This window comes from Rathayibacter sp. VKM Ac-2929, assembly GCF_022815495.1.
Taxonomy (GTDB): domain Bacteria; phylum Actinomycetota; class Actinomycetes; order Actinomycetales; family Microbacteriaceae; genus Rathayibacter; species Rathayibacter festucae.
The window spans coordinates 920,086-942,895 of record NZ_JALGRV010000001.1 but is presented as its reverse complement, the minus strand read 5'-3'; the positions used below and the strand labels follow the sequence as shown (position 1 = coordinate 942,895).

Genomic DNA, 22,810 nt, shown 5'->3' with positions numbered 1-22,810 from the left:
GCGTGACCTCCATGCCGACTCCCAGCACCCTCGTCCGCCCTCCCGCGCGCTTCGGGCGGCGAGGCGCCTTCTGGGTCTCGACGCTCGTGCTGGCGCTCTGCCTCTGGTCCAGCGGCGCCCCCTCCGTGCTCTACCCGAGCTACGCCCAGGAGTGGGGCCTCTCCCCCGTCGTCATCACCTCCGTCTTCGGCGCCTACCCCGTCGCGCTGCTTCTCGCGCTGCTCCTGGTCGGCGGACTGTCCGACGTGATCGGGCGGCGGCGGACGATGCTGCTGGGCATCGCGCTGATCGCGGTCTCGGCGGTCGTGTTCTCGCTCGCGGACGGCGTCGCGCTCCTCTACGTCGGCCGGGCGATGCAGGGTGTCGGGACCGCGCTGGCGCTCAGCGCGGCGAGCGCCTCCCTCGTGGACGACAACGTGTCCGCGAACCCGCGCCTGCCCTCCTCGCTCACGACCGTGTCGACCGCCGCGGGGCTCACCCTCTCGCTGCTGCTCTCGGGCGCGCTGGCGCAGTACGCGCCGCTGCCGCTGCAGCTGAGCTACTGGGTCCTGGCGCTGGTCGGGGCGGTCACCCTCGTCCTGCTGGCGCTCGGCCGCGACGACCGCCCGGTCGCGGGCGCCCGCTGGCGGCCGCACCTCCCCTCCGTGCCGGTCGGCCTCCGAAGGGCGTACGCCGGCGCGACCCTCGCCGTCTCGGTCGCCTACGCGGTCGGCGCCCTCGTGCTCTCCCTCGGCGCCCAGATGGCCCGGGAGCTGACCGGCACGACCGACCTGCTCGTGATCGGCTCGGTGCTCGCGCTCTCGTCGATCGTGATCGGGCTCACCGCCCTGGCGATCCAGCGCGTGCTCGCGCACCTCGCGATCATCGTCGGCGCCGTGGTCGCGATCGCCGGGCTCGCGCTGATGGAGTGGACGGCGGCCAGCGGCTCGCTCGTGCTGTTCGTCGCCTTCATGATCGTCGGCGGCGTCGGCTACTCGCTCAGCTTCTCCGGCGGGCTCGCGCTGGTCGGGCAGGCGGCTCCGGCCGAGCACCGCGGCTCGATGATCTCGGCCGTGTACCTCCTGAGCTATCTGGTCCAGGCGATCACGGCCGTCGCGGCCGGGGCCGTGGCGACGGCGCTCGGGCTGGAGGCGGCGATCGACCTGGTCGCGCCGGCCGTGGCGGTCCTCGCTCTCGCCTCGGGGGTCGTCGCCGTCGTCGATCTGCGGCGTCGCCTCGCGGAGGGGCGCGGCGTCGAGACGGCGCCTGTCGCGGAGGTCGCGGCGGTCCAGCCGCGCTGATCGGCGCGCTCGACCGCGGAGAGCGGCGTCAGCTGAGGGCGGCGTCAGCTGACGGCGATCAGGCGGCCGAGCGCCTCGGGCAGCCGGCGCAGCACCGAGACGTGGCCGTCGTCGGGGTGCTCGATCAGCTGGGCGGTCGGGAGCAGCGCCCGGAGCCGTCGGGCGTGGTGCGCCGGGATCACGCGGTCGAGGCCGCCCTGGACGAGGACGACCGGGCAGCGGATCGCCGCGAGGTCGACTCCCCACGGCGCGGCGAAGGCGACGTCGTCGTCGATCAGGCCGCCGTCACCCCACTCCTCCGAGCGCGCGACGTCCTCGCCGAGGGCCGTCCACTCCTCCTCGAGGGCCGCGTAGTCGGCCGCCACGAACGACTCGGGGTCGAACTCGTCGGTCTCGGCGAAGCGGGCGCGCGCCTCGCGGCCGTCGCGCGCCGACGCGAGGCCGCCCGGAGCGGCCATGCCGTCGAACCAGGCGGGGTCGCCGTCGTCCGGGGCGGGTGAGGCGAGGACGACGACGCCGTCGACCCTGTCGCCGAGCAGTGCGGCGCAGGCCAGGGCGTGCGGGCCGCCACCCGAGGCGCCCGCGGTGAGGATCCGGTCGAGGCCCAGCGCGTCGAGCACGGCGCGGACGTCCTCCGCCGCGGAGGCGACGTCGCGGCCCGGGAGCTCGGTCGAGCCGCCGTAGCCGGGGCGAGCGTAGGAGAGGAGGCGGAGTCCGCGCGCGCGGGCGGCCTCGAGCACCGGGGGGAGCAGGGCGCCGGTCTGCGGGGAGCCGTGCTGCCAGAGCAGCGGCCGCCCCTCGTCGCCACTGTCGTGGACGACGAGCGTCCTGCCGTCGCCGGTCGCGACCTCGATGGTGGGGGCCATGTCCTGCTCCTGTCCTCTCGCGGACCCCGCGGCCCGCTGATGCCTCGGTCCGGACCGCTCAACCGCCGGTGAGCGCCGCGCGGCGGGCGACGAGCTCGTCGAGCAGCATGCGCTCGTCGACGGCGGCCGCTCGACCGCCGCGGCCGGCGAGCTGCTGCTGGCGCACGTGCGCGAGCCTCGTCGCGGAGCGGATGAAGCCGCGCATCGCCCGGGGCCGGTCGCCCCCGGCCACCCGGGCCCAGCGCGCCGCGGTGCGACGACCCTCGGCTGTGCCGATCATCCGCACCTCGGTCGGCGAGAGCCAGCCCGCAGCCGCGTAATCGCCGAGTCGCTCGAGCGTGACCCGCCGCTCCTGCCGGCGCAGGAGCGCCACGACCACCACGGCGACCACGAACAGCGGCACCTGCACCACGCCGTAGAAGCCGAACCAGTCGGCGACGAGGAAGGACGAGCCGTTCCAGAGCGCGTGCAGGAACGCCGCGAGGGCGAGTCCCAGGAGCGCGATCGGCAGGCGCGCGGCCGGCGGGCGGCTCATCGCGAACCCGAGGGCCGCACCGGTGCAGGACGTGAAGAGCACGTGCGCGAAGGGCGACAGCACGCCGCGGAGGAAGAACGTGACGGCGAGCGAGCCGAGACCGCCCTCCACCAGCGCGCTGCCGAAGTAGAGGATGTTCTCGACGAAGGCGAAGCCGGAGGCGACGACCGCCGCGTAGACGATGCCGTCGACCGGTCCGTCGAAGCTGCGGCGCCAGATCAGCAGGATCAGCAGCACGCCGAGGCCCTTCGCCGACTCCTCGACGATCGGCGCCTGGATCACGGCGCCGACGAAGTCCGACTCGCTCGGCTGCGCACCGGAGGCGTAGACCGCGATCTGCACGCCGAGGTCGACCAGCAGCGAGATGGCCACCGAGCCGGCCGCTCCCCAGAGGAAGGCGAACCAGAGGCCGAGCGGCGCTTCGGGCTCCCAGCGGTCGACCCAGCGGACGCCGGCCAGCACGATCAGCAGCGGCACCAGGGCGACGACCGCGCAGATCCCGGCCGCGGTCGCGCCGAGCCCGGAGACGACGTAGGCGAGGACGAGGAGCAGCAGGACCCCGAGCAGCGCGACGCCGATCGCGCCCAGCACCGTCGGGACGATCGAGGGGCGGGCGGGGGCCGGCGGCGGATAGGCGCTCATGGGCTCCGAGGGTAGGGCACCGGCGGGCGCGCGGTCCGGCGGTTGACAGGGGGTGCGGGTGTGGCGTGCCGCGGGACCGCCAGGGTGATCGAGTAGCCCGCGGAGCGGGCGCATCGAGATCCGCCGTTGTCAGAAGCCCTGTCCGCAGACCCGCCCCGCCGACGACGGCGGGTCTCGATACGCCCCTCCGGGGCTACTCGACCACCATGACCTCGTCGGTGCGGGGATGTCCATGCTGATCGAGTAGCCCGCGCAGCGGGCTTATCGAGATCCACCACCGTCAGAAGCCCGGTCCGCAGACCCGCCCCGCTGGCCACGGCGGGTCTCGATACGCCCCTCCGGGGCCACTCGACCACCATGACCTCGTCGGTGCCGGGAGGTCCCTGCTGATCGAGGAGCCCGCGCAGCGGGCGTATCGAGATCCACCACCGTGAAGACGGACGCCGCCGCATCCTCCCCCTCACCACCGAGTCGCGAAGCGGCTTCGTCGTGCGGGTCGGAGGCAGCGCAGCGCGCGGAGCCGTGTCCGATTCCCGCGATCCTCCGGCCGCGGGGCGTGCCAGTCTCGGAGCATGATCGAGGATCCGCTGTTCGAGGAGCGCTACCGCGCGGTCGCCTCGCGCGACTCCCGCTTCGACGGCCGGTTCATCACCGGGGTGCACTCGACCGGCATCTACTGCCGGCCGAGCTGTCCCGCCACGACGCCCCGGCCCGCGAACGTCCGGTTCTACCCGACCGCGGCGGCCGCGCACGAGGCGGGCCTGCGCGCCTGCAAGCGCTGCCTGCCGGACGCGGTGCCCGGGTCGCCGGAGTGGAACCTGCGCGACGACACCGCGGCGCGCGCGATGCGGCTGATCGGCGACGGTGTGGTCGATCGCGAGGGGGTCGAGGGGCTGGCCGGGCGCCTGGGCTACGGCGCCCGCCAGCTCGGGCGGATCCTGCGCGTCGAGCTGGGTGCGCCGCCGCTCGCCCTCGCCCGGGCGCAGCGGGCGCAGACCGCCCGGCTGCTGCTCACCGGCACGGAGCTGCCGGTGTCGGAGGTGGCGTTCGCCGCGGGGTTCGCGAGCATCCGGCAGTTCAACGCGACGATCCAGGAGGTGTACGAGCGGAGCCCGAGCGCACTGCGGGCCTCGGCCCGGGGAGGCCGGTCGGAGGCGGCCGTCCACGCGGGCGCGACGACGCTCGAGCTGCGGCTCGCCGTGCGGGCGCCGTTCGATCCGGGCGTGCTCGCCGTCCTCGGCGCCGACGCAGTGCCGGGGCTCGAGGAGGCGGGGCAGGGCCGGTACTCGCGCTCGCTCGCGCTGCCCGGCGGCCCGGCGGTCGTGCGGCTCGAGCCGGACGGCGAGGCGATCCGCTGCACCGCGACCCTGGTCTCGGTGGCCGACGTCGGCCCCCTGGTCGCGCGGGTGCGCCGGCTGCTCGACCTCGACGCCGACTCCGCCGCGATCGACGAGGCGCTCGGCGCCGATCCGGTGCTGGCGCCGCTGGTCGCCGAGACCCCCGGGATACGCCTGGCGGGCTCCGTCGACCCGGCCGAGACCCTGCTGCGCGCGCTGATCGGGCTCGGTGCGCCGGCTGCGGTCGCGCGCACGGCGCTGACCCGGCTGGTCGCGGCGCTCGGCGAGCCGCTGCCCGCCGGCCTCGCCGCCGGCGGCGTCACCCACGCGTTCCCGTCTCCCGCGGCGATCGCGGAGAACGGAGCGGACGTGCTGCGCGGCTCCGAACGCCTCATCGAGACGGTCCGGCGGAGCGCGGCCCTCCTGGCTGACGGCACTCTGCGCCTGGACGCGGGCCTCCGCCGCGAGGACCTGGTGGAGCGCCTGCTCGCCGTCGACGGCATCGACCCGGCGACGGCCGTCTCCGTCGCGGCGCGGATCACCGGCGACCCGGACGTCCTGCCGGCCGGCGACCAGGCGGTCCGCGCCGGCGCCGCCGCACTCGGCCTTCCCTCGACTCCCCGAGCTCTGACCGAGGCGTCCCGCCCCTGGGCCCCCTGGCGCAGCTACGCCGCCCGCCACCTCGCCGCGAGATGCCACTTATGAGCGCGACACGCCGCAAAGGGCGCGCACAAGTGGCATCTCGCGGAAAGCTGACCGCGACGCACCAGCACTGAGTGCGACCCGCCCGGGTGATGCTCCTCGGCAGCTGCGCGCAGGCGCTCCCCGCGAGATGCCACTTATAAGCGCGACACGCCGAGGAAAGCGTGCACAAGTGGCATCTCGCGGAGGGGGCGGGGCGGGCTACTCCGTGGGGGGCTCGATGATCGGGAGGGCGGCGGTCATCGCCTCGATGCCGGAGAGGCGGGCGGGTGAGATGAGGCGCAGGACCTCCTCGCGGGACATCAGGCCGGCCTCGACGACGAGGTCGGCGACGTTGCGGCCGGTGGCGAGCGCCGCCTTCGCGATCGCCGCCGACGCGGTGTAGCCGATGCTCGGGGTCAGCGCGGTCACGACGCCGACGGAGGAGGCGACCATCGCCTCGAGCCGGTCGACGTTCGCGGTGATGCCGTCGATGCAGTTGATGCGAAGGGTGAGGCAGGCCTGGGTCATCCAGGTGATGCTCTGCAGGAGCGAGTGCGCGATGACGGGCTCGAACGCGTTCAGCTGCAGCTGACCCGCCTCGGCCGCCATCGTCACGGTGACGTCGGCGCCCGCCACCGAGTAGGCGACCTGGTTGACCACCTCGGGGATCACCGGGTTCACCTTGCCGGGCATGATGCTCGAGCCCGCCTGGCGCGACGGCAGGTTGATCTCGCCGAAGCCGGCCTGCGGGCCGGAGGAGAGCAGGCGCAGGTCGTTGCAGATCTTCGACAGCTTGATGGCCGAGCGCTTCAGCGCGCTCGAGAACGACATGAAGACCCCGGTGTCGCTGGTGGCCTCCACGAGGTCCTGCGCCATCTCGAGGTCGAGGTCGGTGAGCTCGTTGAGGTGGCGGACGGCGGCCGCGCCGTAGCGCGGGTCGGCGGTGATGCCGGTGCCGATCGCGGTGGCGCCGATGTTGACCTCGGCGAGCAGCCAGATCGTCTCCGAGAGGCGGGCGTGGTCCTCGCCGAGCGTGGTGGCGAAGCCGTGGAACTCCTGGCCGAGGGTCATCGGGACGGCGTCCTGCAGCTGGGTGCGGCCGACCTTGAGGACGCTGCCGAACTCGACGGCCTTCCGCGAGAACGCGGCCTGGAGCAGGGCGAGCTCGTCGAGCAGGCGGCGCAGCGACCAGGTCATCGCGATCTTGATCGAGGTGGGGTAGACGTCGTTCGTCGACTGGCTGCGGTTCACGTCGTCGAGCGGGTGCAGGAAGGCGTAGTCGCCCTTGGGGCGCCCGGCGATCTCGAGGGCGACGTTGGCGACGACCTCGTTCGCGTTCATGTTGGTCGAGGTGCCCGCGCCGCCCTGGATCACGCCGACCACGAACTGGTCGTGGAACTCGCCGTCGATGATCCGCCGGCAGGCCTGCTCGATCAGCTCGGCCTTCGCCGGGGCGAGGCTGCCGATCTCGGTGTTCGCCCGCGCGGCGGCGAGCTTGACGGTCGCCAGGGCGCGGACCAGATCGGGGTAGATCGAGATCGGGCGCTTGGAGATCGGGAAGTTGTCCAGCGCTCGGGCGGTGTGGATGCCCCAGTAGGCGTCGGCCGGGATGTCGAGCGGGCCGAGCGAGTCGGTCTCGGTGCGGGTGGCGGCGTCCACGGGGGGTCCTTCCGGCGGGGCCTGCAGGGCGGTGCCCCGCGGGCCGTTGCTCACGGGGTCGTTGCTCAGGGGGTCGTTGCTCGCAGGGTCGGTGCTCTCGGGGAGGGTGGTCGAGGCGGATGTCACGTCAGCTCCGTCGCTGTCGTCGTGCGGCCCCGAAGGGTGCAGGGGGTCCGCGAACTGCGCCGCCAGCCTACGCCGGGGCTCCGCTCCGGGCGGATCGGCGGCGTTCGGCGCAGGCTCCGGCCCGCCTCCTGCTCGACGGATCGCCGGACGCCGGTCGGGTGGACGGATCCACCGTCGGTCGGGCCACCTCGGACGAAGCGGCCACCGAAGGACCGTGACGCGCAGAGTGGCCCTTCTTCTCGCCCCCAGGGACGCGTGGACCGGGCCACTCTCGGAGCATCACCTCGAGATCGGATGCCCCATGCTCGCCCTGCTCCTCGTCCTCGCTCTCCTCGCCGCCGTCGCGGTTCCGCTCGCACTCGCGGTCCGGCGCGACGGCTACTCCCCCGTCGCGTTCGACCGCGCCTACGACAGCCGGGGCGGCGGCGCCTGACACGGTGCCGCCACCCCGCGCTCAGTCGACGCGGTCCGGCTCCGGGATGCTCGGCGCGGCCTGCAGTCCGCCGCTCAGCGCGTAGCGCTCCTCGGGCGAGAGGACGAGGCGCTTCCGGCCCCAGACGGCGAAGCCGATCAGGATGATCACGTAGACCACGGCGATCGCGATGATCGCCGGCTGGAACGCGTCGTTGAAGAGGAAGCCGAGGAAGATCAGCACGTTGATCAGTGCCGCGATCACCGCACCCGGGAGGCCCCACGGGCTGCGGTAGGGCCGGCTCGCGTTCGGGAACCGTCGGCGCAGCAGCACGAACGACACCATCTGCATGAAGTAGGCGACGACCGCGCCCCAGACCGCGATGTTCAGCACGATCGCGCCCGCGACGGCGCCGGCGTTGTCCGGGTCGAGCCTGCTGAGCACGTCGACGACGACGAGGGCGACGAAGCCGATCACGGCCCCCACGGTGAGCGCGATCCACGGAGTCTGGCGCTTACCGGTGAGCGAGAACACCCGCGGGTAGTAGCCGGCCCGGGAGAGCGAGTACATGTTGCGCCCGTAGGCGAACATGATGCCCTGCAGCGACGCGAGCAGCCCGATCAGGGCGAAGAGCGCGAGCACAGCGGCCGCGCCGTCGCCGACCATCGCGCGGAAGCCGTCGAGCAGCGGCTCGGTCGAGACGCCCATGTCCTCGGAGCCGATCAGCGCCGTGTTGAGGAAGAGGACGAGCAGGCCGGTCACGATCAGGGTGCCGCGGGCCCAGAAGCCGGCACGGGGGATGTCGCGGACCGGGTCGTGCGCCTCCTCGGCCGCGAGCGGCAGCTCCTCGATGCCGAGGAAGAACCACATGGCGAACGGCAGCGCGAAGAGGATCGGCAGGACGCCGTGCGGGAGGAACTCGGTCTGACCCGCGTCCGGCGCGATGTTCCACAGACTCGACCAGTCCAGCGCCGGCGACAGCAGCGCCATCACGGAGAAGGCCAGGAGGATCGCGATGGACACGATCGAGACGACGATCGCGAAGCGGAACGAGATCGCCGCGCCCGCCGAGTTCAGGGCGACGAAGACGATGTAGAGCACCAGCCACCAGATCCACATCGCACCGGAGAGATCGAAGCCGAGCAGCTCGCTCGTCACCCCGTTCGCGTACTGCGCGGAGAAGAACACGACGACGGCGGTGGTGGCCACGTACTCGATGGTCTCGGCCAGCCCCGTCACCAGGCCGCCCCACGGCCCCATGGCCGAGCGGGCGAAGGAGTAGGCGCCGCCGGTGTGCGGCATGGCGGCGGACATCTCGCCGATCGAGAAGATCAGGCCGTAGTACATCACCACGAGGACGGCGAAGGCGATGAGCATCCCGCCGAAGCCGGCGAAGGCGATGCCGAAGTTCCAGCCCGAGAAGTCGCCGGAGATGACGGCGGCGACCGCCAGGCCCCACAGGCCCCAGACGCCCGCGGAGCGGCGCAGGGTGCGCTTCTCGAAGTAGCCCTCCTCGGCCTCGCGATAGGTCACCCCCGCGGTGCTGGTGACGTTCGCGGAGTCGGGTCCCGACGCCGCCGGGCGCCGCGCACCCTTGCTCGTCGGAGTCTGCTTCGTCTGCTCTGCCATCGGGTCTCCTCGGCTCGGGTGGTCCGAGCATAGGGACCTCAATGGACGCTGGGAAGACCGATGGCGTTACGACGGTGTGAACGGCGCGATCCGAAGGATCCGACGATCGGCGCGAGCTCCGCGCCAGCGAGCGCGGCGTCACTCCCCGGCGACAGCGGCTGTGCTTCAATGGACCCCGATCCGACCATGCGGCCTCGTCCGGCCACCCGGCGGAGTGACCCCCGGAGGCATCCCATGGCACCTGTCAGCGCCGAGAGCCGTGCCGCCGATCGACGAGGTGCCGCCGATCCCGCCCCGGTGCGGGGCATGCTCACCCTCGAGCGACTCGACGATCTCATCGACGCCGGTGAGATCGACACGGTGATCGTCGCCTTCACCGACATGCAGGGCCGGCTCGTCGGCAAGCGGATCTCGGCGAGGCTCTTCCAGGACGAGGTCGCTGCGCACGGAGCCGAGTGCTGCAACTACCTGCTCGCCGTGGACGTCGAGATGAACACCGTCGAGGGCTACGCGATCTCGAGCTGGGAGCGCGGCTACGGCGACATGAAGATGATCCCGGACCTCTCGACGCTGCGTCTCGCGCCGTGGCTGCCGGGGACCGCGCTGGTCACGGCCGATCTCACCTGGCTCGACGACGCTCCGGTCGGCGAGGCGCCGCGGCAGATCCTCCGCGCGCAGCTGGACCGCCTGGCCGAGCGCGGCCTCGAGGCGTTCGTCGCCACCGAGCTCGAGTTCATCGTGTTCGACGACTCCTACCGCGAGGCCTTCGCGAAGGGCTACCGCGGCCTCACGCCCGCCAGCGACTACAACATCGACTACGCGCTGCTCGCCTCGACCCGGATGGAGCCGCTGATGCGGGACATCCGGGTGTCGATGGAGGGCGCCGGCCTGTACTGCGAGGGCATCAAGGGCGAGTGCAACCTGGGCCAGCAGGAGATCGGCTTCCGCTACGACGCCGCGCTCGTCACCTGCGACAACCACTCGATCTACAAGTCGGGGGCGAAGGAGATCGCCGACAAGCACGGCAAGAGCCTGACCTTCATGGCCAAGTTCAACGAGCGCGAGGGCAACTCGTGCCACATCCACCTCTCCCTCCGCGGCACCGACGGCACGCCCGTCTTCGCCGACGCGGAGAGCGAGCACGGGATGTCGCCGCTCTTCCGGCACTACCTGGCCGGCCAGCTCGCCGCGATGCGCGAGTTCACCCTCTTCTTCGCGCCGAACATCAACTCCTACAAGCGCTACGTCGACGGGTCGTTCGCGCCGACCGCGGTCGCCTGGGGTCTCGACAACCGCACCTGCGCCCTGCGCGTCGTCGGCCACGGCGCCGGGATGCGCGTCGAGAACCGGGTTCCGGGCGGCGACGTCAACCAGTACCTGGCCGTCGCCGCGCTCGTCGCCGCCGGGCTGCACGGCATCGAGAACGAGCTGGAGCTCGAGGACGTCTGCACCGGCAACGCCTACGGGTCCGGAGCGCCGCGCGTCCCGACGACCCTGCGCGAGGCCGCCGACCTGTTCGAGTCCTCCGCGCTGGCGAGGGCCGCCTTCGGCGACGAGGTCGTCGACCACTACGTGAACAACGCCCGGGTGGAGCTCGCCGCCTACGACGCCGCCGTCACCGACTGGGAGAGGGTGCGCGGCTTTGAGCGGCTCTGACCCGCGGACGGACTCCGAGCAGGGTCCCGTCGCCCCGCGTCCGATCATCGGGCTCACCACCTACCGCGAGCGCGCCGTCTCCGGCGTCTGGGACGTCGAGGCGTCCTTCCTGCCCGCGAACTACATCGACTCGGTGACGCGGGCAGGCGGCGTCGCGCTGCTCCTGCCGCCGCAGCCCGCCTCGGCGGAGACCGCGCGCGCCGTCGTCGAGCGCCTCGACGGGCTGATCGTCTGCGGCGGCAAGGACATCGACCCCGCCCGCTACGGCCAGGAGGCGCACCCCGAGACCGACGTCCCCCGCCCCGAGCGCGACGCCTGGGAGGACCACCTGATGACCGCCGCGCTCGAGGCCGACCTGCCGTTCCTCGGCATCTGCCGCGGCGCGCAGCTGCTCAACGTCTCGCTCGGCGGCACCCTGCACCAGCACCTGCCCGACGTGGTCGGCGACCGCCGCTACCAGGCGGGCGGCGGCGTGTTCTCGCACGTGGACGTCGCGGTCGAGCCGGAGTCACGACTGCGCGGACTGCTCGGCGAGGACGCCGTCGTCGCGCAGGTCTACCACCACCAGGCGGTCGACCGGGTCGCCGACGGCCTCGAGGTCGCCGCGCGGACCGCCGACGGCACCATCGAGGCGCTCGAGCTGCCGGGGCGCCGCTTCGCGCTCGGCGTGCAGTGGCACCCGGAGGAGGACACCGCCGACACCCGCCTCTTCACCGGCCTGGTGGCCGCCGCGATCGCGCACCGCGCGGGCACCGGCGCGGCAGAAGGCTCCTCCCTCAGCACCCCGAAGGACGCACTCCGATGACACCGCAGACGCCCGCCCCGCGGACGACCACCGCGCAGACGACGACGCAGTCCCTCGTCGACCCCTCGACGGGCGCCGCCTTCGACGAGGTCGCCCTCGCCGACCTCGCGACCGTCGACGCCGCGATCGAGCGCGCGGCCGTGGCGCAGCGCGGCTGGGCGGCGCTGGCCCCGCTCGACCGAGCCCGCGCCCTCCGCCGGTTCGCCGCCGCCGTCGACGGTGCGATCGAGGAGCTGGCGCAGCTCGAGACCCGGAACTCCGGTCACCCGATCACCCAGTCTCGCTGGGAGGCGGGGCACGTCCGCGACGTCCTCGAGTACTCCTCCGCCGCTCCGGAGCGCCTGCTCGGCGCGCAGATCCCGGTCGCCGGCGGGCTGGACGTCACGGTGCACGAGCCGCTCGGCGTCGTCGGCATCATCACGCCGTGGAACTTCCCGATGACGATCGCCTCCTGGGGCTTCGCGCCGGCGCTCGCCGCGGGCAACGCCGTCGTGCTGAAGCCGGCCGAGTGGACGCCGCTGACGAGCCTCCGCCTCGCTGAGCTGGCCCTCGCGTCCGGACTGCCGGAGGGCCTCTTCCAGGTGCTGCCCGGCCGCGGCGACGTCGTCGGCGAGCGCTTCGTGACCCATCCGCTGGTCCGCAAGGTCGTCTTCACCGGATCGACGCGCGTCGGCAAGCGGGTGATGGCGGGCTGCGCCGACCAGGTGAAGCGGGTCACGCTCGAGCTCGGCGGCAAGAGCGCGAACATCGTCTTCGCCGACTCCGACCTGGAGCGCGCCGCGAGCACCGCCCCGTACGGAGTCTTCGAGAACGCCGGCCAGGACTGCTGCGCCCGCAGCCGGATCCTCGTCGAGCGGCGCGTCCTCGACCGCTTCCTCGAGCTGCTCGAGCCGGCCGTGCAGGGCGTCGTCGTCGGCGACCCGCGCGACGAGGCGACCGAGATGGGTCCGCTGGTCTCGGCCGCCCACCACGAGCGCGTCGCCGCCTTCGTCCCGGAGGGAGCGCCCGTCGCGTTCCGCGGCTCGGCGCCCGCCGGCCCCGGCTTCTGGTTCCCGCCGACCGTGCTGCTGCCCTCGAGCGGCGACCCGGTCTGGCGCGAGGAGGTCTTCGGCCCGGTCGTCTCCGTCCTCCCCTTCGAGGACGAGGCCGACGCGATCCGGCTCGCCAACGACACCGACTACGGCCTCTCCGGCTCGATCTGGACCCGCGACCTCGGCCGCGCGCTGCGGATGTCACGGGCGGTCGAGAGCGGCAACCTGTCGGTCAACTCGCACTCCTCGGTCCGCTACTCGACCCCGTTCGGCGGCTTCAAGCAGTCCGGGCTCGGCCGTGAGCTCGGACCGGACGCGGCACTCGGCTTCACCGAGACCAAGAACATCTTCTTCGCGGCCGACTGACCCGCCCCGTTCCACCCCCGCACCCTCCCGTGAAAGGCCGCACCATGGCTCTCCCTCCCCTCGACACCACCCCGATCGACCTCACGCAGCGGCTCGCCGGCAAGGTCGCCGTCGTCACCGGCGGCGCCAGCGGGATCGGCCTCGCCACCGCGACCCGCTTCGCCCGCGAGGGGGCGCGCGTGGTGATCGCCGACGTCGACGTCGCGCGCGGCACCGAGGTGGCGGAAGCGCTCGGCGGGATGTTCGTGAGGGTCGACGTCACCAGCGAGGCGGAGGTCGACGCGCTCTTCCAGGCCGCGGTCGACGCCTACGGCGCGGTCGACATCGCCTTCAACAACGCGGGCATCTCGCCGCCCGACGACGACTCGATCGAGACCACCGAGCTGCCGGCCTGGGAGCGCGTGCAGGACGTCAACCTGAAGTCGGTCTACCTCTGCTGCCGGGCGGCGCTGCGGCACATGACGAAGCAGGGTCGCGGATCGATCATCAACACGGCCTCGTTCGTCGCGGTGCTCGGCTCGGCGACGTCGCAGATCAGCTACACCGCGTCGAAGGGCGGCGTGCTCGCGATGAGCCGCGAGCTGGGCGTGCAGTTCGCGCGCCAGGGCATCCGGGTCAACGCGCTCTGCCCGGGTCCGGTGAACACCCCGCTGCTGCAGGAGCTGTTCGCGGCCGATCCGGTGCGGGCTCAGCGTCGGCTGGTGCACATCCCGGTCGGGCGCTTCGCGGAGCCGGAGGAGCTCGCCGCCGCGGTGGCGTTCCTCGCCAGCGACGACGCGTCCTTCATCACCGGGGCGACGTTCCTCGTCGACGGCGGCATCTCCTCCGCCTACGTGACCCCGGAGTGAGCACGACGTGAGCGCGGGCACCGGGACGGGCGGGACGGACGACGACGCGGAGGGCCGCCCGGCGGCTCCCGCGGCGAGCGCCAGGGAGGCGATCCTCCGGCGGCTGCTCCGGAGCAACGCCTTCGAGGAGACGGTGCAGCGGCTGATGCAGACGGTGAGTCTCGGGCTCGTGGGGCCCGGCGAGCGGCTCCCCTCAGAGCGCGAGCTCGCCGCGCAGCTCGGCGTGGGGCGCGACACCTTGCGCGAGGCGATCGCCTCGCTCGCGGACGCGGGGTACCTGGTGGTGCGGCGCGGCCGGTACGGCGGGGCCTTCGTGGCGGAGGAGCTGCCGGCGGTGCCGGTCGGCCGGCGCGGCTTCGACCGGGCCGAGATCGACGACGTGGTGGCGCTGCGCGAGATCCTCGAGGTGGGGGCCGCGCGGCTCGCGGCCGGCGCGGACCTGACGGCCGCCGATCGGGAGCAGCTGTTCCGGGCTCTCGCCGACGTCGAGGACGCGAGCCCCGAGGACTACCGGCGGCTCGACTCCCGGCTGCACCTCACCATCGCCGAGCTGGCCGGCGTCCCGTCGCTCCTGCCACTCGTCGCCGAGAGCCGGACGCGGGTGAACGCCCTGCTGGACGACATCCCGCTGCTGCCGCGGAACATCGCCCACGCGGACGAGCAGCACCGGGCGCTCGTGACGGCGATCCTCACCGGTCGGGCGGTGGAGGCGGCCCGGCTGATGACCGAGCACGTGCACGCCTCCGCGGCACTGCTGCGGGCGTTCCTGACCTGAGTCGGGAGCGCCTGCCCGGTCAGTCGACGTCGGTGCCGGTCGCGATCGCGACGAACGGCACCAGCAGGCCGAGGAAGAGCAGGGCGACGACGAAGAGCACGACGAGGCTGATCATCACCGCGTTGAGGACGATGCCCCAGATCGCGAGCGTGCGGCCGGTCGGCTCGCGGCGGAGGCCCAGGATGCCGAAGACGAGGCCGGCGACCGGCGCGATGACGGTGAGGCCGAAGAAGACGGAGGTGACGCCGAGGATGAGGCTGGTCAGCGAGAACGGAGTGGACGGCGCCGGGGCGGCGGCGACGGGCGGGACGCCGTAGGGGGCCGGGTGCTGCACGGAGGGCCGCTCGAACGGCGGGTCCTGCTGCTCGGACTGCTGCTGCCGCGACTCCGGGGCCGGGTCGGTGAGGACGGCGGTCGAGCCGTAGACCTCGGTGGGCTGCTCGTCGGCGGGGGTGGTGCGGGTGGTGCGGGCGGTCGGGGTGGTCTCGGCGTTCGACATGGTCGGTGCTCCTTCTGCGGGGTGCGGTGCCGGGGCGCCCGGCGATGCCTCCACGCTACGGAGGACGCGGATCCTCCCCCATCCGGCTAACCCCCGGGCGGGAGGGGGAACCCCCCGCTCACTCCCGGGGGCCGGTGCGAGACTGGGACGACCGGCGGTGCGCCGGGACGATCGCGAGGGAGCGGCCGCGGATGGACGACGACGAGACGCTGCGCCGTCGCCGCGACGGCCGCGGGGCCCGCGCGGTCTGGCTCGCCGGACTGTCGGCGATCGCGGGCTTCGTGATCCTCTCCCCGCTGATCTCGGTGACGGCGACGGTGCTGGCCTGGGGCGCCCGGCGTCGCGGCGGCACTCTGAGCGACCGCAACGGCGTCGTCGCTGTGAACTGGCAGCTGACCTATCTCGCCCTCCAGCTGATGCTCGTGCCGCTGCACCTCGCGCTCGTCTCGGTCCGCGACACCTGGGGCGGCGGCTGGCCCACCCTCACCATCGCGGCCATCCTCGGCCTCTTCGTGCTGAACCTCGTCCTCTGCGTCGTGCTCGGCATCCGCTCAGGCCGCGGCCGCAGCGTCCGCCTCGTCATCGCGGTGCCGTTCGTCCGCTCCTCCCGGCCGTTGCGCTGACCGGACGCGCCACCCGCCTTCTCTACCGGATCAGCACTTGATCGCGCCGTGGATTATCCCCCCCAGCAAGCCGACCGTCGCCGAAGTGATCGCGCCGGGCCCGGTGATCGCCCCGACGAAGCCTCCAACGGCGGCGCCCGCAATGCCCGATTCCGAGACGCAGTGGCCCCACTCCTTCGAGCTCCAGTCGCTGGAGAGGGTCAGTGCCGCCGCACCGCTCCGTTGTGAAGGAGCGAAGTGGAAGGTGATCGTGTCGGAGTCATCGACCGTCCAGCTACCCCTCACGGTCTGCTTGCCTTCGACACTGACCTTGGTGGGAAGGGCTTCCGACGTGACGTTCCCGTCGGTGACGCGGACCTTGCCGTCTTTGGACTTCACGGGTCTGGCTCCGCCGCCGACGTCGAAGGTGACGGTCGAGGCGGTTGTGCGCTTCACCGTCATCTCGACGTGACCACTGGACTGCACCTGTGCCGGTGCCTCCGCTGCGGTCGACGCCGCGGCGACGGGTGCTGCGCTCAGCACAGCCGCGCAGACGGCCATCGCCGTCACTGCCGTTCTCGCGATCTTCATGTAATTACTCCTCTTGATCGGTTCACCGGCGCTGATCGCGCCGGAGGTTGAGCAGGGTGCAGATGATGAGAACGACGATCGAGCTGACCAGGATCTTGACGAGCAGATCCCATGGGTCGGTCGCGCCGACGGCATCAGCGACGGTGTTGCCGCAAAACGTCCCGACGAAGAGCAGCACGAACAGCGACCAGGGCTCGAGCTTTCTCCACGTCGGCTCCTGCTTCCGTCGATCCGCTGGCTGCTCTGAGTTCTTCATCACGGGAACCATACCAAGATGGCTACGACGCGCTTCCCATCGGCGGCGGTCCTCCGGCATTGGCGCGCGACGTCGCCTCATCCGCCAGCGGTCAAGATCTCCGGTGGCCAGTCCGGCCTCGGAGCAGGAGCCTGCACGAGCGCGTCGAGCCCGCCAGCGCGGGATGGCAGGGTGGTCGGGTGACGCCGATCGCCTTCCCCCCGCCCGTGTCCGTGGTCGCCGACGACGGGACGCGGATCGCGACGTACGCGCTCGGCGACGAGGGGGCGCCGACCGTGCTGGCCGTGCACGGATTCGCGTCGAACGCGGTGCTGAACTGGGAGACGGCGGGCTGGCTGCGGACGCTGACTCGCGCCGGGTACCGGGTCGTCGCGCTCGATCAGCGCGGGCACGGCGCCAGCGAGAAGCCGCATCGCGCCGGCGCGTACGGGGTCGACCTGATGGTCGCCGACATCGTGCGGGTCATCGAGACCTACGACCTGATCGCTCCGCACTATCTCGGCTACTCGCTCGGCGCGCGGATGGGCTGGGTGCTCGGGCTGGAGCGCCCGGAGCTGCTGGCGACGCTCAGCCTCGGCGGGCTCACGGTGGGCGAGCCGCTGCGGCACTTCGATGCGGCGGCGGCCCGGGCGCGGGTGGCCGACGGCGGCGAGATCGACGACCGGTTCACCCGCGCGTTCATCGGCATGGCGGAGGGCGTCGCCGGGAACGACCTGGCCGCCCTGGTGGCGGTGGCCGACGGGGTGCGCGGTGGGGCGCATCCGGAGCTCGGCGCGCACCCCGAGCTGCCGACGCTGATGGTGACGGGCGGGGCCGACCCGATCGCGCCAGGCGGGGCGCGGCTGGCGGAGGAGGCGGGCGCGCGCTTCGTCAGCGTCCCGGGCCGCGATCACACGAGCACGGTGCCGGCGCGGGCGTTCAAGGACGCGGTGCTGGCGTTCCTCGCGGAGCACGCCTGACGCCGGCGCGCGATCCGCAGGCGGTCCCGGCGGGAGCGCGCTCTCGTCCGCGCGGAGGCGCCGGCGGAGCGCCGGATCACCTGCGGATCGGACGGGACCGCCCGTGGAGGCGCGCGGCGTAGCATCGCGGGATGCTTGCGATCCGCGTCGAGAACCCCGGCCCCGACTCCCGCCTCGTGCTCGAGGAGACCGCCACCCCCTCCCCCGGACCCGGCGAGGTGCTGCTCCGCGTGGCCGCCGCGGGCGTGAACCGCGCCGACCTCGGGCAGCGCGCCGGCGTGTACCCGCCGCCGGCCGGAGCGTCGGAGATCCTCGGCATGGAGGTGTCCGGGACCGTCGTCGGCCTCGGCGAGGGCGTCACGACGGTCGCCCAGGGCGACGAGGTCTGCGCGCTGCTCTCCGGCGGCGGCTACGCCGAGCACGTCGTCGTCGACGCGGGGCTGCTGCTGCCGGTGCCGGAGGGCGTCGACCTGATCTCGGCCGCCGCGCTGCCCGAGACGACCGCGACCGTCTGGTCGAACCTGGTCCTGGTCGCCGGGCTCCGCGCCGGCGAGACCGTGCTGATCCACGGCGGCGGCAGCGGGATCGGCACCACCGCGATCCAGATCGCCTCCGCGATCGGCGCCCGGGTGGCCGTGACGGCCGGCAGCCCGCGGAAGCTCGACGCCTGCCGGGCGCTGGGCGCGGACATCCTGATCGACTACCGCGAGCAGGACTTCGTGGAGCGGATCGCGGCCGAGACGGACGGCGGGGTCGACGTGATCCTGGATCCGGTCGGCGGCGACTACCTCGCCCGCGACGTCGAGGCGCTCGCGCTCGGCGGCCGCGTCGTCTTCATCGGCAACCAGTCCGGCGCGCAGGGCTCCCTCGACATCGGGACGCTGATGCGCAAGCGCGCGGCGGTCCACGCCACGACGCTCCGCGCCCGGCCGCTGGAGGAGCGGCGCGCGATCGTCGCCGCGGTGCGCGAGAGCGTCTGGCCGCTCGTCGCGGACGGGACGGTGCGGCCGGTGGTCGACGAGGTGATCCCGCTGGCCGAGGCCGAGCGGGCCCACGAGCGGATGACCGCCTCCGGACACATCGGCAAGCTGCTGCTCAGCCCGTGACGGAGAGCTGACGACACAGCATCAGCCGAGAGGCCCCGTCAGCCGCGATCGGCGATGACGGGGCCTCTCGGCTGACGTTCTGCGGCGCGGACCGGTCAGACCGCCGCGCGGAGCAGGCCGAGCGAGCGGTTGATGCCGTCGACGTCGACGCTCGCGGGGTCGAACGCCGCCTCCGGGGCGAGCCCGAGGGCGTCGAGCGCCTCCGCGTGGTCGGCGGACGACGGGTCCGTCGCGGCGCGGACCGTGTCGGCCCAGGCGGCCGGGCCGCCGGGCGCGTCGAGCGGAGCGGCTCCGCGCGCGCCGGTGCAGCGCGGCAGGGCGGCGCCGAGCGGCGACACCGACTCGAGGCGGATGACGTGGCGCCACTCGTCCTCGAGGTCGTAGACGTAGAACAGCTCGTCGCCGACGCTCTCGAGCACCACGGCGAGCGCGACACCGCCCTCGTCGACGAGGCCGGAGCCGAGCTCCTCCGCGTCGGCCGGCGAGCCGATCGGCGCCTGCTCCTCGTCGGGCACGCCGACGCTGAAGTAGTGCGGCTGCGCGTCGGTCCAGCCGAGCGAGAGCTGCAGGGCGAGGTGCAGATCGCGCAGCGACGACTCCGAGGACAGCTCGAGCCGACGCCAGACGACCGGCTTCGTGCCGAGCAGCGAGACGTGCAGGGCGTAGGCGGCGTCGGTGTCCTCCGTCGCCTCGTCGAGGATCTCGAGGCGGGTGGCGTCGCGGGCGCCGAGCAGCACGATGCTCGCGCGGACGACCGAGGCGAGGACCGGCTGCAGGCCCTCGGGGAGCACGTAGCCGAACTCGGGCGAGTGCAGCAGCAGTCCGAGCTCGGCGGCCTCGTCGAGCATCCGCTCGGCCGCGCCGACCATCCGCTCGCGCTCGTCCAGCGCGTCCTCGAGCGAGACGTCGAGATCGGCGGCGAGCTCGTCGACCAGCTCGCCGACGACGAGGCCCTCGTGGATCTGCGCCTGGCAGGCGACCGCGATCCGCGCGAGGACGGCGTCGGTGGTGGTGATCGCGCGCTCGCGCGGCGAGAAGGCGCCGTTCTCGGTGTCGGCGACGGCGAGCGCCTCCTGCGCGCTGACGAGCCAGAGCTCGATGAAGCGGGCGATGTAGGCGATGCGCTCGACCGTGGCCTCGCGCGCCTCGGAGCTGCGCCAGGCCGGCGCGGCGTCACCGAGGCCCGCGGTGGAGCCGTCGGTGTCGAGCACCTCGGAGGCGACGAGCGCGTCCCACCAGGCGGAGACCGGGATGCGGACGGCGTCGTCGCTCGGCGACGAGCCGGCGGAGGCGACACCGGCCTCGACCATGATCTCGCGGGCGGCGCGCTCGGAGATCGTCGCTCCGTCGGTGGCGGCGAGGTGCTCGACGACGACGTCGGCGGCGTGCACGAGGGCGGTGGCGCGGGCGGCGGAGAGCATCTCGGCGTCCGGGATCTCCTCGACCTCGAGCAGGTCGTCGAGGACGGCCTCGACGAAGGAGCCGGCGAGGTCGAGGACCTCGTCGAGCACGGCCTGACACTCGTCGAGCTCCTCGTCGGTGCCGGTCCAGAGGTCCTCGTCGGTGAGGAAGTCGAGGAAGTGCTCGACGACCTCGGCGACGGTGAAGAGGGTGTCGTCCAGGTCGGCCTCGCTCTCCTCGCCGGAGAGGTCGGCCTCGATCTGGTCGAAGACGGCCTCGAGGAGCTCGGCGTCCGGCTGGGCGAACGAGCCGCGCGGGCGGAGGTCGCGGGTCATGGCGAAGAGGTCGGTGAGGACCTCCACGGCCTCGTCGACGTCGAGGTGCTCGTGCAGGACGGCGACGTCGGCGAGGTGCGACCGGTACCAGCTGCGGAACCGCACCATCAGCGCGGTCTCGGCCGTGCGGCCGCCGCCCTGGCCGCCGGAGCCGCCGGAGCGCCCGTTCCCGGATCGTCCCTGATTGCGCTTCTTGCCCATCGTTCCTCCGCGACCGCTCCCCCTCGACGACGGAGCAGTACAGCCTACCCAGTGCGGGCGAGCCGGGTCACGCGCGAGGGACTCCCGGTGATGAACGCCTCGGGAACTCGGAGCGGCGGGCCGACCCGCCCGCTCACCGCCCCGGAGCAGGGATCGGCCGCCCGTTGACAGCGGGCCCCCACCCTGCCTGACTGTGCTCGACACGAGGAGGCGCTCATGGTGGGGATCACCGCATTCGACCACGTCGGCGTGACAGTGCACGATCTCGAGACGGCGACGGCGTTCTTCGTCGTCGGGCTGGGCCTCGTGCTCGAGGGGCGGGCGCCCGTGGAGGGCGAGTTCCTCGACACGGTGGTCGGCATGCAGGACGCCCGGACCGACATCGTGATGCTGCGGCCGCCCGGCGGCGGGACCGCCGTCGAGCTCTCGCGGTTCGTCCGGCCCGCACCGCGGCCCGTCCCCGCCCCCGTCGAGGCGGACGAGCCGGGGCTCCGGAGTCTGGCCTTCGTCGTCGACGACCTCGCCGCCGTCCTCGAGCGGCTCGCAGGCGACGGGTACGGGCTGGTCGGCGGTGTCGGCGAGTACGAGGGTGCCTGGCGGATGGCGTATGTCCGCGGCCCGGAGGGCGTCATCGTCGCGCTCAGCGAGCGGCTGGCCTGAGGCACGACCCTCCTCCGCGCGGATCGATCCGTCGCGAAGGGCTGTCCCGCCCGCTTCGATCCGTCGTGAAGGGCTGCCTCGCGTTCTCCGGCAGGTGCTTCCCCGACGGATCGATCGGAGCGTCGGCGATGCGGCCGCGCGCGCGTCGGCGTAGCGTCGGGCCATGGGTGCATGGAGTGGAGAGCCGTTCGGCAACGACACGGCGAGCGACTGGGTCTACGAGCTCGACGAGGCCGGCGACTGGCAGTACGTCCGCGAGGCGCTGGACGCCGCGGTCTCGCCGACGCAGGTGGACGCGGATGCCGCGACCCTCGCGATCGCGGCCGCCGAGGTGGTCGCACGCGGACTCGGCCGGGAGGGCGGTCCGCACGCCGAGACGATCGCGCACTTCGTGCAGCGCGCCGGGCGACCCGACGACGAGCTCGTCGCGCTCGCCCTCGCGGCGCTGGCCGCCGCCGACTCGCCCGGGAGCGAGCTCACCGAGCTCTGGGAGGAGGCGGACCCGGAGGAGTGGCGGGAGGCCAACGACGCGGTGCGGAGCGTGCTCGAGGAGGCCTGATCGCGAGAGTCTCCCCGCGGGCGGCGACGCGCCACTCACGCCGCACTAGCGTGGCGGGGAGCGGCCGGAGCAGGCCGCGACGAGAGCGACAAGGGGCCACGATGCCGGACTTCACCACGGACGACGGGGTCCGGCTGAGCTGGACCGAGCAGGGCGACCCGGCCGGGCGGCCGGTGGTGCTGATCGCCGGGTTCAAGGCGCCGGCGACGAGCTGGAAGCCGCAGCAGGGGCCGCTCGCCGAGGCCGGCTACCGGGTGATCTCGTTCGACCGGCGGGGGCACGGGCTGTCCGAGCGGACGGAGGCCGGCGCGACGATGCTCCGGCACGGCGCGGATCTCGCGCAGCTGCTGCGCCACCTGGATCTGTGCGGCGCGGCGCTGGTCGGCGGGTCGATGGGCGGGAACTCGATCTGGGCGTTCCTGGCCGGCTCCGCGGGAGGCACGGCGGGAGGCACCGACGAGAGCACCGGAGCGAGTACCGGAGAGAGCGCGGACGAGAGCACCGACGAGAGCACCGACGAGAGCCGCGTCGACCGCATCGTGATCGTCGACCAGACGCCCCGGATGCTCAACGGCGACGACTGGCCCTACGGCTTCTACGACTACACCGAGGCGAACCGCGACACCCTCTTCGCGACGACGATCCCGGATCCCGGACGCTGGAGTGTCGCATCCAAGGGGCCGGTGCGGATCGCGCGGCTGCTGAAGGCGCTCGGCGGCGGCGAGCGCCGGGAGCTGACGGAGACCGAGCGGCGGCTGCTGAACGACCACGCGACGGCGGACTGGCGGCCGGTGATCGCGCGGACGAGCGTGCCGGTGCTCTTCGTCGCCGGCCGCGAGAGCGAGTTCTGGCCGGCCGAGCACGCGGCCGCCGCGGCCTCGCTCGCCCCGCGCGGCGACTCCCTCGTCATCGAGAAGGACGGTCACGCGGCGAACATCGAGCAGCCGAAGGCCTTCACCGAGGCACTGCTGGAGTTCCTGGCGCGCTGAT

General features: G+C 73.4%; 22 protein-coding genes. 14 read left to right on the top strand and 8 right to left on the bottom strand.

Going from position 1 to position 22,810, the window contains the following annotated elements:
* Window positions 1-11: 11 nt before the first annotated feature.
* On the top strand, window positions 12-1,280 hold the full coding sequence (locus tag MT355_RS04185; RefSeq protein ID WP_243598637.1) for an MFS transporter: 1,269 nt from the start codon (window positions 12-14) through the stop codon (window positions 1,278-1,280).
* A gap of 44 nt (window positions 1,281-1,324) precedes the next feature.
* Here MT355_RS04185 and MT355_RS04180 read toward each other — a convergent pair whose 3' ends face one another.
* Both MT355_RS04180 and MT355_RS04175 read right to left on the bottom strand, forming a co-directional pair.
* The gene (locus MT355_RS04180; RefSeq protein ID WP_243598636.1) at window positions 1,325-2,146 is read right to left on the bottom strand and encodes an alpha/beta fold hydrolase; all 822 of its coding nucleotides are present in this window, start codon (window positions 2,144-2,146) and stop codon (window positions 1,325-1,327) included.
* Between the two features lie 58 nt (window positions 2,147-2,204).
* Complete coding sequence (locus MT355_RS04175; RefSeq protein WP_243598635.1) at window positions 2,205-3,323, bottom strand: PrsW family intramembrane metalloprotease; 1,119 nt, start codon at window positions 3,321-3,323, stop codon at window positions 2,205-2,207.
* Between the two features lie 572 nt (window positions 3,324-3,895).
* Here MT355_RS04175 and MT355_RS04170 point away from each other — a divergent pair.
* Complete coding sequence (locus MT355_RS04170; protein ID WP_243598634.1) at window positions 3,896-5,365, top strand: Ada metal-binding domain-containing protein; 1,470 nt, start codon at window positions 3,896-3,898, stop codon at window positions 5,363-5,365.
* Window positions 5,366-5,563: 198 nt separating this feature from the next.
* On the opposite strand, the gene MT355_RS04165 is transcribed toward MT355_RS04170, so the two are convergent.
* Window positions 5,564-7,030 carry an aspartate ammonia-lyase gene (locus tag MT355_RS04165; RefSeq protein ID WP_185020012.1) on the bottom strand — a complete coding sequence of 489 codons (1,467 nt, stop codon included), beginning with the start codon at window positions 7,028-7,030 and terminating at the stop codon, window positions 5,564-5,566.
* A 400-nt stretch (window positions 7,031-7,430) separates the two neighbouring features.
* Here MT355_RS04165 and MT355_RS21170 point away from each other — a divergent pair, with 400 nt between their 5' ends.
* Window positions 7,431-7,562, top strand: coding sequence for a hypothetical protein (locus MT355_RS21170; RefSeq protein WP_279392003.1), 132 nt, complete (start codon window positions 7,431-7,433; stop codon window positions 7,560-7,562).
* A 21-nt stretch (window positions 7,563-7,583) separates the two neighbouring features.
* Here the strand turns inward: MT355_RS21170 and MT355_RS04160 are convergent, their stop codons facing one another.
* Entirely contained in the window at window positions 7,584-9,170 is a 1,587-nt protein-coding gene (locus tag MT355_RS04160) for an amino acid permease (protein ID WP_243598633.1), read from the bottom strand.
* Window positions 9,171-9,476: 306 nt separating this feature from the next.
* On the opposite strand from MT355_RS04160, the gene MT355_RS04155 reads away from it, so the two are divergent.
* The 5 genes from MT355_RS04155 to MT355_RS04135 are packed head-to-tail and all read left to right on the top strand — an operon-like array spanning window position 9,477 to window position 14,651.
* A complete protein-coding gene (locus tag MT355_RS04155; RefSeq protein WP_243598713.1) occupies window positions 9,477-10,826 on the top strand; it encodes a glutamine synthetase family protein in 1,350 nt (449 codons plus the stop codon).
* Complete coding sequence (locus MT355_RS04150) at window positions 10,813-11,631, top strand: gamma-glutamyl-gamma-aminobutyrate hydrolase family protein (protein WP_243598632.1); 819 nt, start codon at window positions 10,813-10,815, stop codon at window positions 11,629-11,631. Before MT355_RS04155 ends, MT355_RS04150 begins: the two co-directional genes overlap by 14 nt.
* A complete protein-coding gene (locus tag MT355_RS04145) occupies window positions 11,628-13,028 on the top strand; it encodes an aldehyde dehydrogenase (protein WP_243598631.1) in 1,401 nt (466 codons plus the stop codon). The genes MT355_RS04150 and MT355_RS04145 overlap by 4 nt, the downstream gene beginning before the upstream one ends.
* Window positions 13,029-13,072: 44 nt before the next feature.
* Window positions 13,073-13,876: a 3-oxoacyl-ACP reductase gene (locus MT355_RS04140; protein WP_243598630.1), complete on the top strand. Its 804-nt coding sequence runs from the start codon at window positions 13,073-13,075 to the stop codon at window positions 13,874-13,876.
* A gap of 7 nt (window positions 13,877-13,883) precedes the next feature.
* Window positions 13,884-14,651 (top strand): FadR/GntR family transcriptional regulator, encoded by a 768-nt coding sequence (locus tag MT355_RS04135; RefSeq protein WP_243598629.1) that lies wholly within the window; start codon window positions 13,884-13,886, stop codon window positions 14,649-14,651.
* A 19-nt stretch (window positions 14,652-14,670) separates the two neighbouring features.
* On the opposite strand, the gene MT355_RS04130 is transcribed toward MT355_RS04135, so the two are convergent.
* The gene (locus MT355_RS04130) at window positions 14,671-15,150 is read right to left on the bottom strand and encodes a DUF4190 domain-containing protein (protein ID WP_243598628.1); all 480 of its coding nucleotides are present in this window, start codon (window positions 15,148-15,150) and stop codon (window positions 14,671-14,673) included.
* A 191-nt stretch (window positions 15,151-15,341) separates the two neighbouring features.
* On the opposite strand from MT355_RS04130, the gene MT355_RS04125 reads away from it, so the two are divergent.
* A complete protein-coding gene (locus MT355_RS04125; protein ID WP_243598627.1) occupies window positions 15,342-15,773 on the top strand; it encodes a DUF4870 domain-containing protein in 432 nt (143 codons plus the stop codon).
* Window positions 15,774-15,803: 30 nt separating this feature from the next.
* On the opposite strand, the gene MT355_RS04120 is transcribed toward MT355_RS04125, so the two are convergent.
* Together MT355_RS04120 and MT355_RS04115 are read right to left on the bottom strand one after the other, a co-directional pair.
* Complete coding sequence (locus tag MT355_RS04120; RefSeq protein ID WP_243598626.1) at window positions 15,804-16,343, bottom strand: hypothetical protein; 540 nt, start codon at window positions 16,341-16,343, stop codon at window positions 15,804-15,806.
* Window positions 16,344-16,365: 22 nt separating this feature from the next.
* Window positions 16,366-16,611, bottom strand: coding sequence for a hypothetical protein (locus MT355_RS04115; RefSeq protein WP_243598625.1), 246 nt, complete (start codon window positions 16,609-16,611; stop codon window positions 16,366-16,368).
* Window positions 16,612-16,778: 167 nt separating this feature from the next.
* On the opposite strand from MT355_RS04115, the gene MT355_RS04110 reads away from it, so the two are divergent.
* Window positions 16,779-17,558 carry an alpha/beta fold hydrolase gene (locus MT355_RS04110; protein ID WP_243598624.1) on the top strand — a complete coding sequence of 260 codons (780 nt, stop codon included), beginning with the start codon at window positions 16,779-16,781 and terminating at the stop codon, window positions 17,556-17,558.
* 131 nt (window positions 17,559-17,689) lie between these two features.
* Complete coding sequence (locus MT355_RS04105) at window positions 17,690-18,664, top strand: NAD(P)H-quinone oxidoreductase (protein WP_243598623.1); 975 nt, start codon at window positions 17,690-17,692, stop codon at window positions 18,662-18,664.
* Between the two features lie 95 nt (window positions 18,665-18,759).
* Here MT355_RS04105 and MT355_RS04100 read toward each other — a convergent pair whose 3' ends face one another.
* A complete protein-coding gene (locus MT355_RS04100) occupies window positions 18,760-20,601 on the bottom strand; it encodes a plasmid pRiA4b ORF-3 family protein (protein WP_243598622.1) in 1,842 nt (613 codons plus the stop codon).
* A gap of 216 nt (window positions 20,602-20,817) precedes the next feature.
* On the opposite strand from MT355_RS04100, the gene MT355_RS04095 reads away from it, so the two are divergent.
* The 3 genes from MT355_RS04095 (at window position 20,818) to MT355_RS04085 (ending at window position 22,809) form a co-directional block, all read left to right on the top strand.
* Complete coding sequence (locus tag MT355_RS04095; RefSeq protein ID WP_243598621.1) at window positions 20,818-21,261, top strand: VOC family protein; 444 nt, start codon at window positions 20,818-20,820, stop codon at window positions 21,259-21,261.
* 163 nt (window positions 21,262-21,424) lie between these two features.
* Complete coding sequence (locus MT355_RS04090) at window positions 21,425-21,820, top strand: DUF4259 domain-containing protein (protein ID WP_127887103.1); 396 nt, start codon at window positions 21,425-21,427, stop codon at window positions 21,818-21,820.
* A 101-nt stretch (window positions 21,821-21,921) separates the two neighbouring features.
* A complete protein-coding gene (locus MT355_RS04085; RefSeq protein WP_243598620.1) occupies window positions 21,922-22,809 on the top strand; it encodes an alpha/beta fold hydrolase in 888 nt (295 codons plus the stop codon).
* Window position 22,810 lies beyond the last annotated feature (1 nt).

Excerpts from the sequence above, each read along its gene's own strand:
- MT355_RS04185 (WP_243598637.1), top strand. The coding sequence starts at position 12 with ATGCCGACTCCCAGCACCCTCGTCCGCCCTCCCGCGCGCTTCGGGCGG.
- MT355_RS04180 (WP_243598636.1), bottom strand. The coding sequence starts at position 2,146 with ATGGCCCCCACCATCGAGGTCGCGACCGGCGACGGCAGGACGCTCGTC.
- MT355_RS04175 (WP_243598635.1), bottom strand. The coding sequence starts at position 3,323 with ATGAGCGCCTATCCGCCGCCGGCCCCCGCCCGCCCCTCGATCGTCCCG.
- MT355_RS04170 (WP_243598634.1), top strand. The coding sequence starts at position 3,896 with ATGATCGAGGATCCGCTGTTCGAGGAGCGCTACCGCGCGGTCGCCTCG.
- MT355_RS21170 (WP_279392003.1), top strand. The coding sequence starts at position 7,431 with ATGCTCGCCCTGCTCCTCGTCCTCGCTCTCCTCGCCGCCGTCGCGGTT.
- MT355_RS04160 (WP_243598633.1), bottom strand. The coding sequence starts at position 9,170 with ATGGCAGAGCAGACGAAGCAGACTCCGACGAGCAAGGGTGCGCGGCGC.
- MT355_RS04155 (WP_243598713.1), top strand. The coding sequence starts at position 9,477 with ATGCTCACCCTCGAGCGACTCGACGATCTCATCGACGCCGGTGAGATC.
- MT355_RS04145 (WP_243598631.1), top strand. The coding sequence starts at position 11,628 with ATGACACCGCAGACGCCCGCCCCGCGGACGACCACCGCGCAGACGACG.
- MT355_RS04140 (WP_243598630.1), top strand. The coding sequence starts at position 13,073 with ATGGCTCTCCCTCCCCTCGACACCACCCCGATCGACCTCACGCAGCGG.
- MT355_RS04130 (WP_243598628.1), bottom strand. The coding sequence starts at position 15,150 with ATGTCGAACGCCGAGACCACCCCGACCGCCCGCACCACCCGCACCACC.
- MT355_RS04125 (WP_243598627.1), top strand. The coding sequence starts at position 15,342 with ATGGACGACGACGAGACGCTGCGCCGTCGCCGCGACGGCCGCGGGGCC.
- MT355_RS04120 (WP_243598626.1), bottom strand. The coding sequence starts at position 16,343 with ATGAAGATCGCGAGAACGGCAGTGACGGCGATGGCCGTCTGCGCGGCT.
- MT355_RS04115 (WP_243598625.1), bottom strand. The coding sequence starts at position 16,611 with ATGGTTCCCGTGATGAAGAACTCAGAGCAGCCAGCGGATCGACGGAAG.
- MT355_RS04105 (WP_243598623.1), top strand. The coding sequence starts at position 17,690 with ATGCTTGCGATCCGCGTCGAGAACCCCGGCCCCGACTCCCGCCTCGTG.
- MT355_RS04100 (WP_243598622.1), bottom strand. The coding sequence starts at position 20,601 with ATGGGCAAGAAGCGCAATCAGGGACGATCCGGGAACGGGCGCTCCGGC.
- MT355_RS04095 (WP_243598621.1), top strand. The coding sequence starts at position 20,818 with ATGGTGGGGATCACCGCATTCGACCACGTCGGCGTGACAGTGCACGAT.
- MT355_RS04090 (WP_127887103.1), top strand. The coding sequence starts at position 21,425 with ATGGGTGCATGGAGTGGAGAGCCGTTCGGCAACGACACGGCGAGCGAC.
- MT355_RS04085 (WP_243598620.1), top strand. The coding sequence starts at position 21,922 with ATGCCGGACTTCACCACGGACGACGGGGTCCGGCTGAGCTGGACCGAG.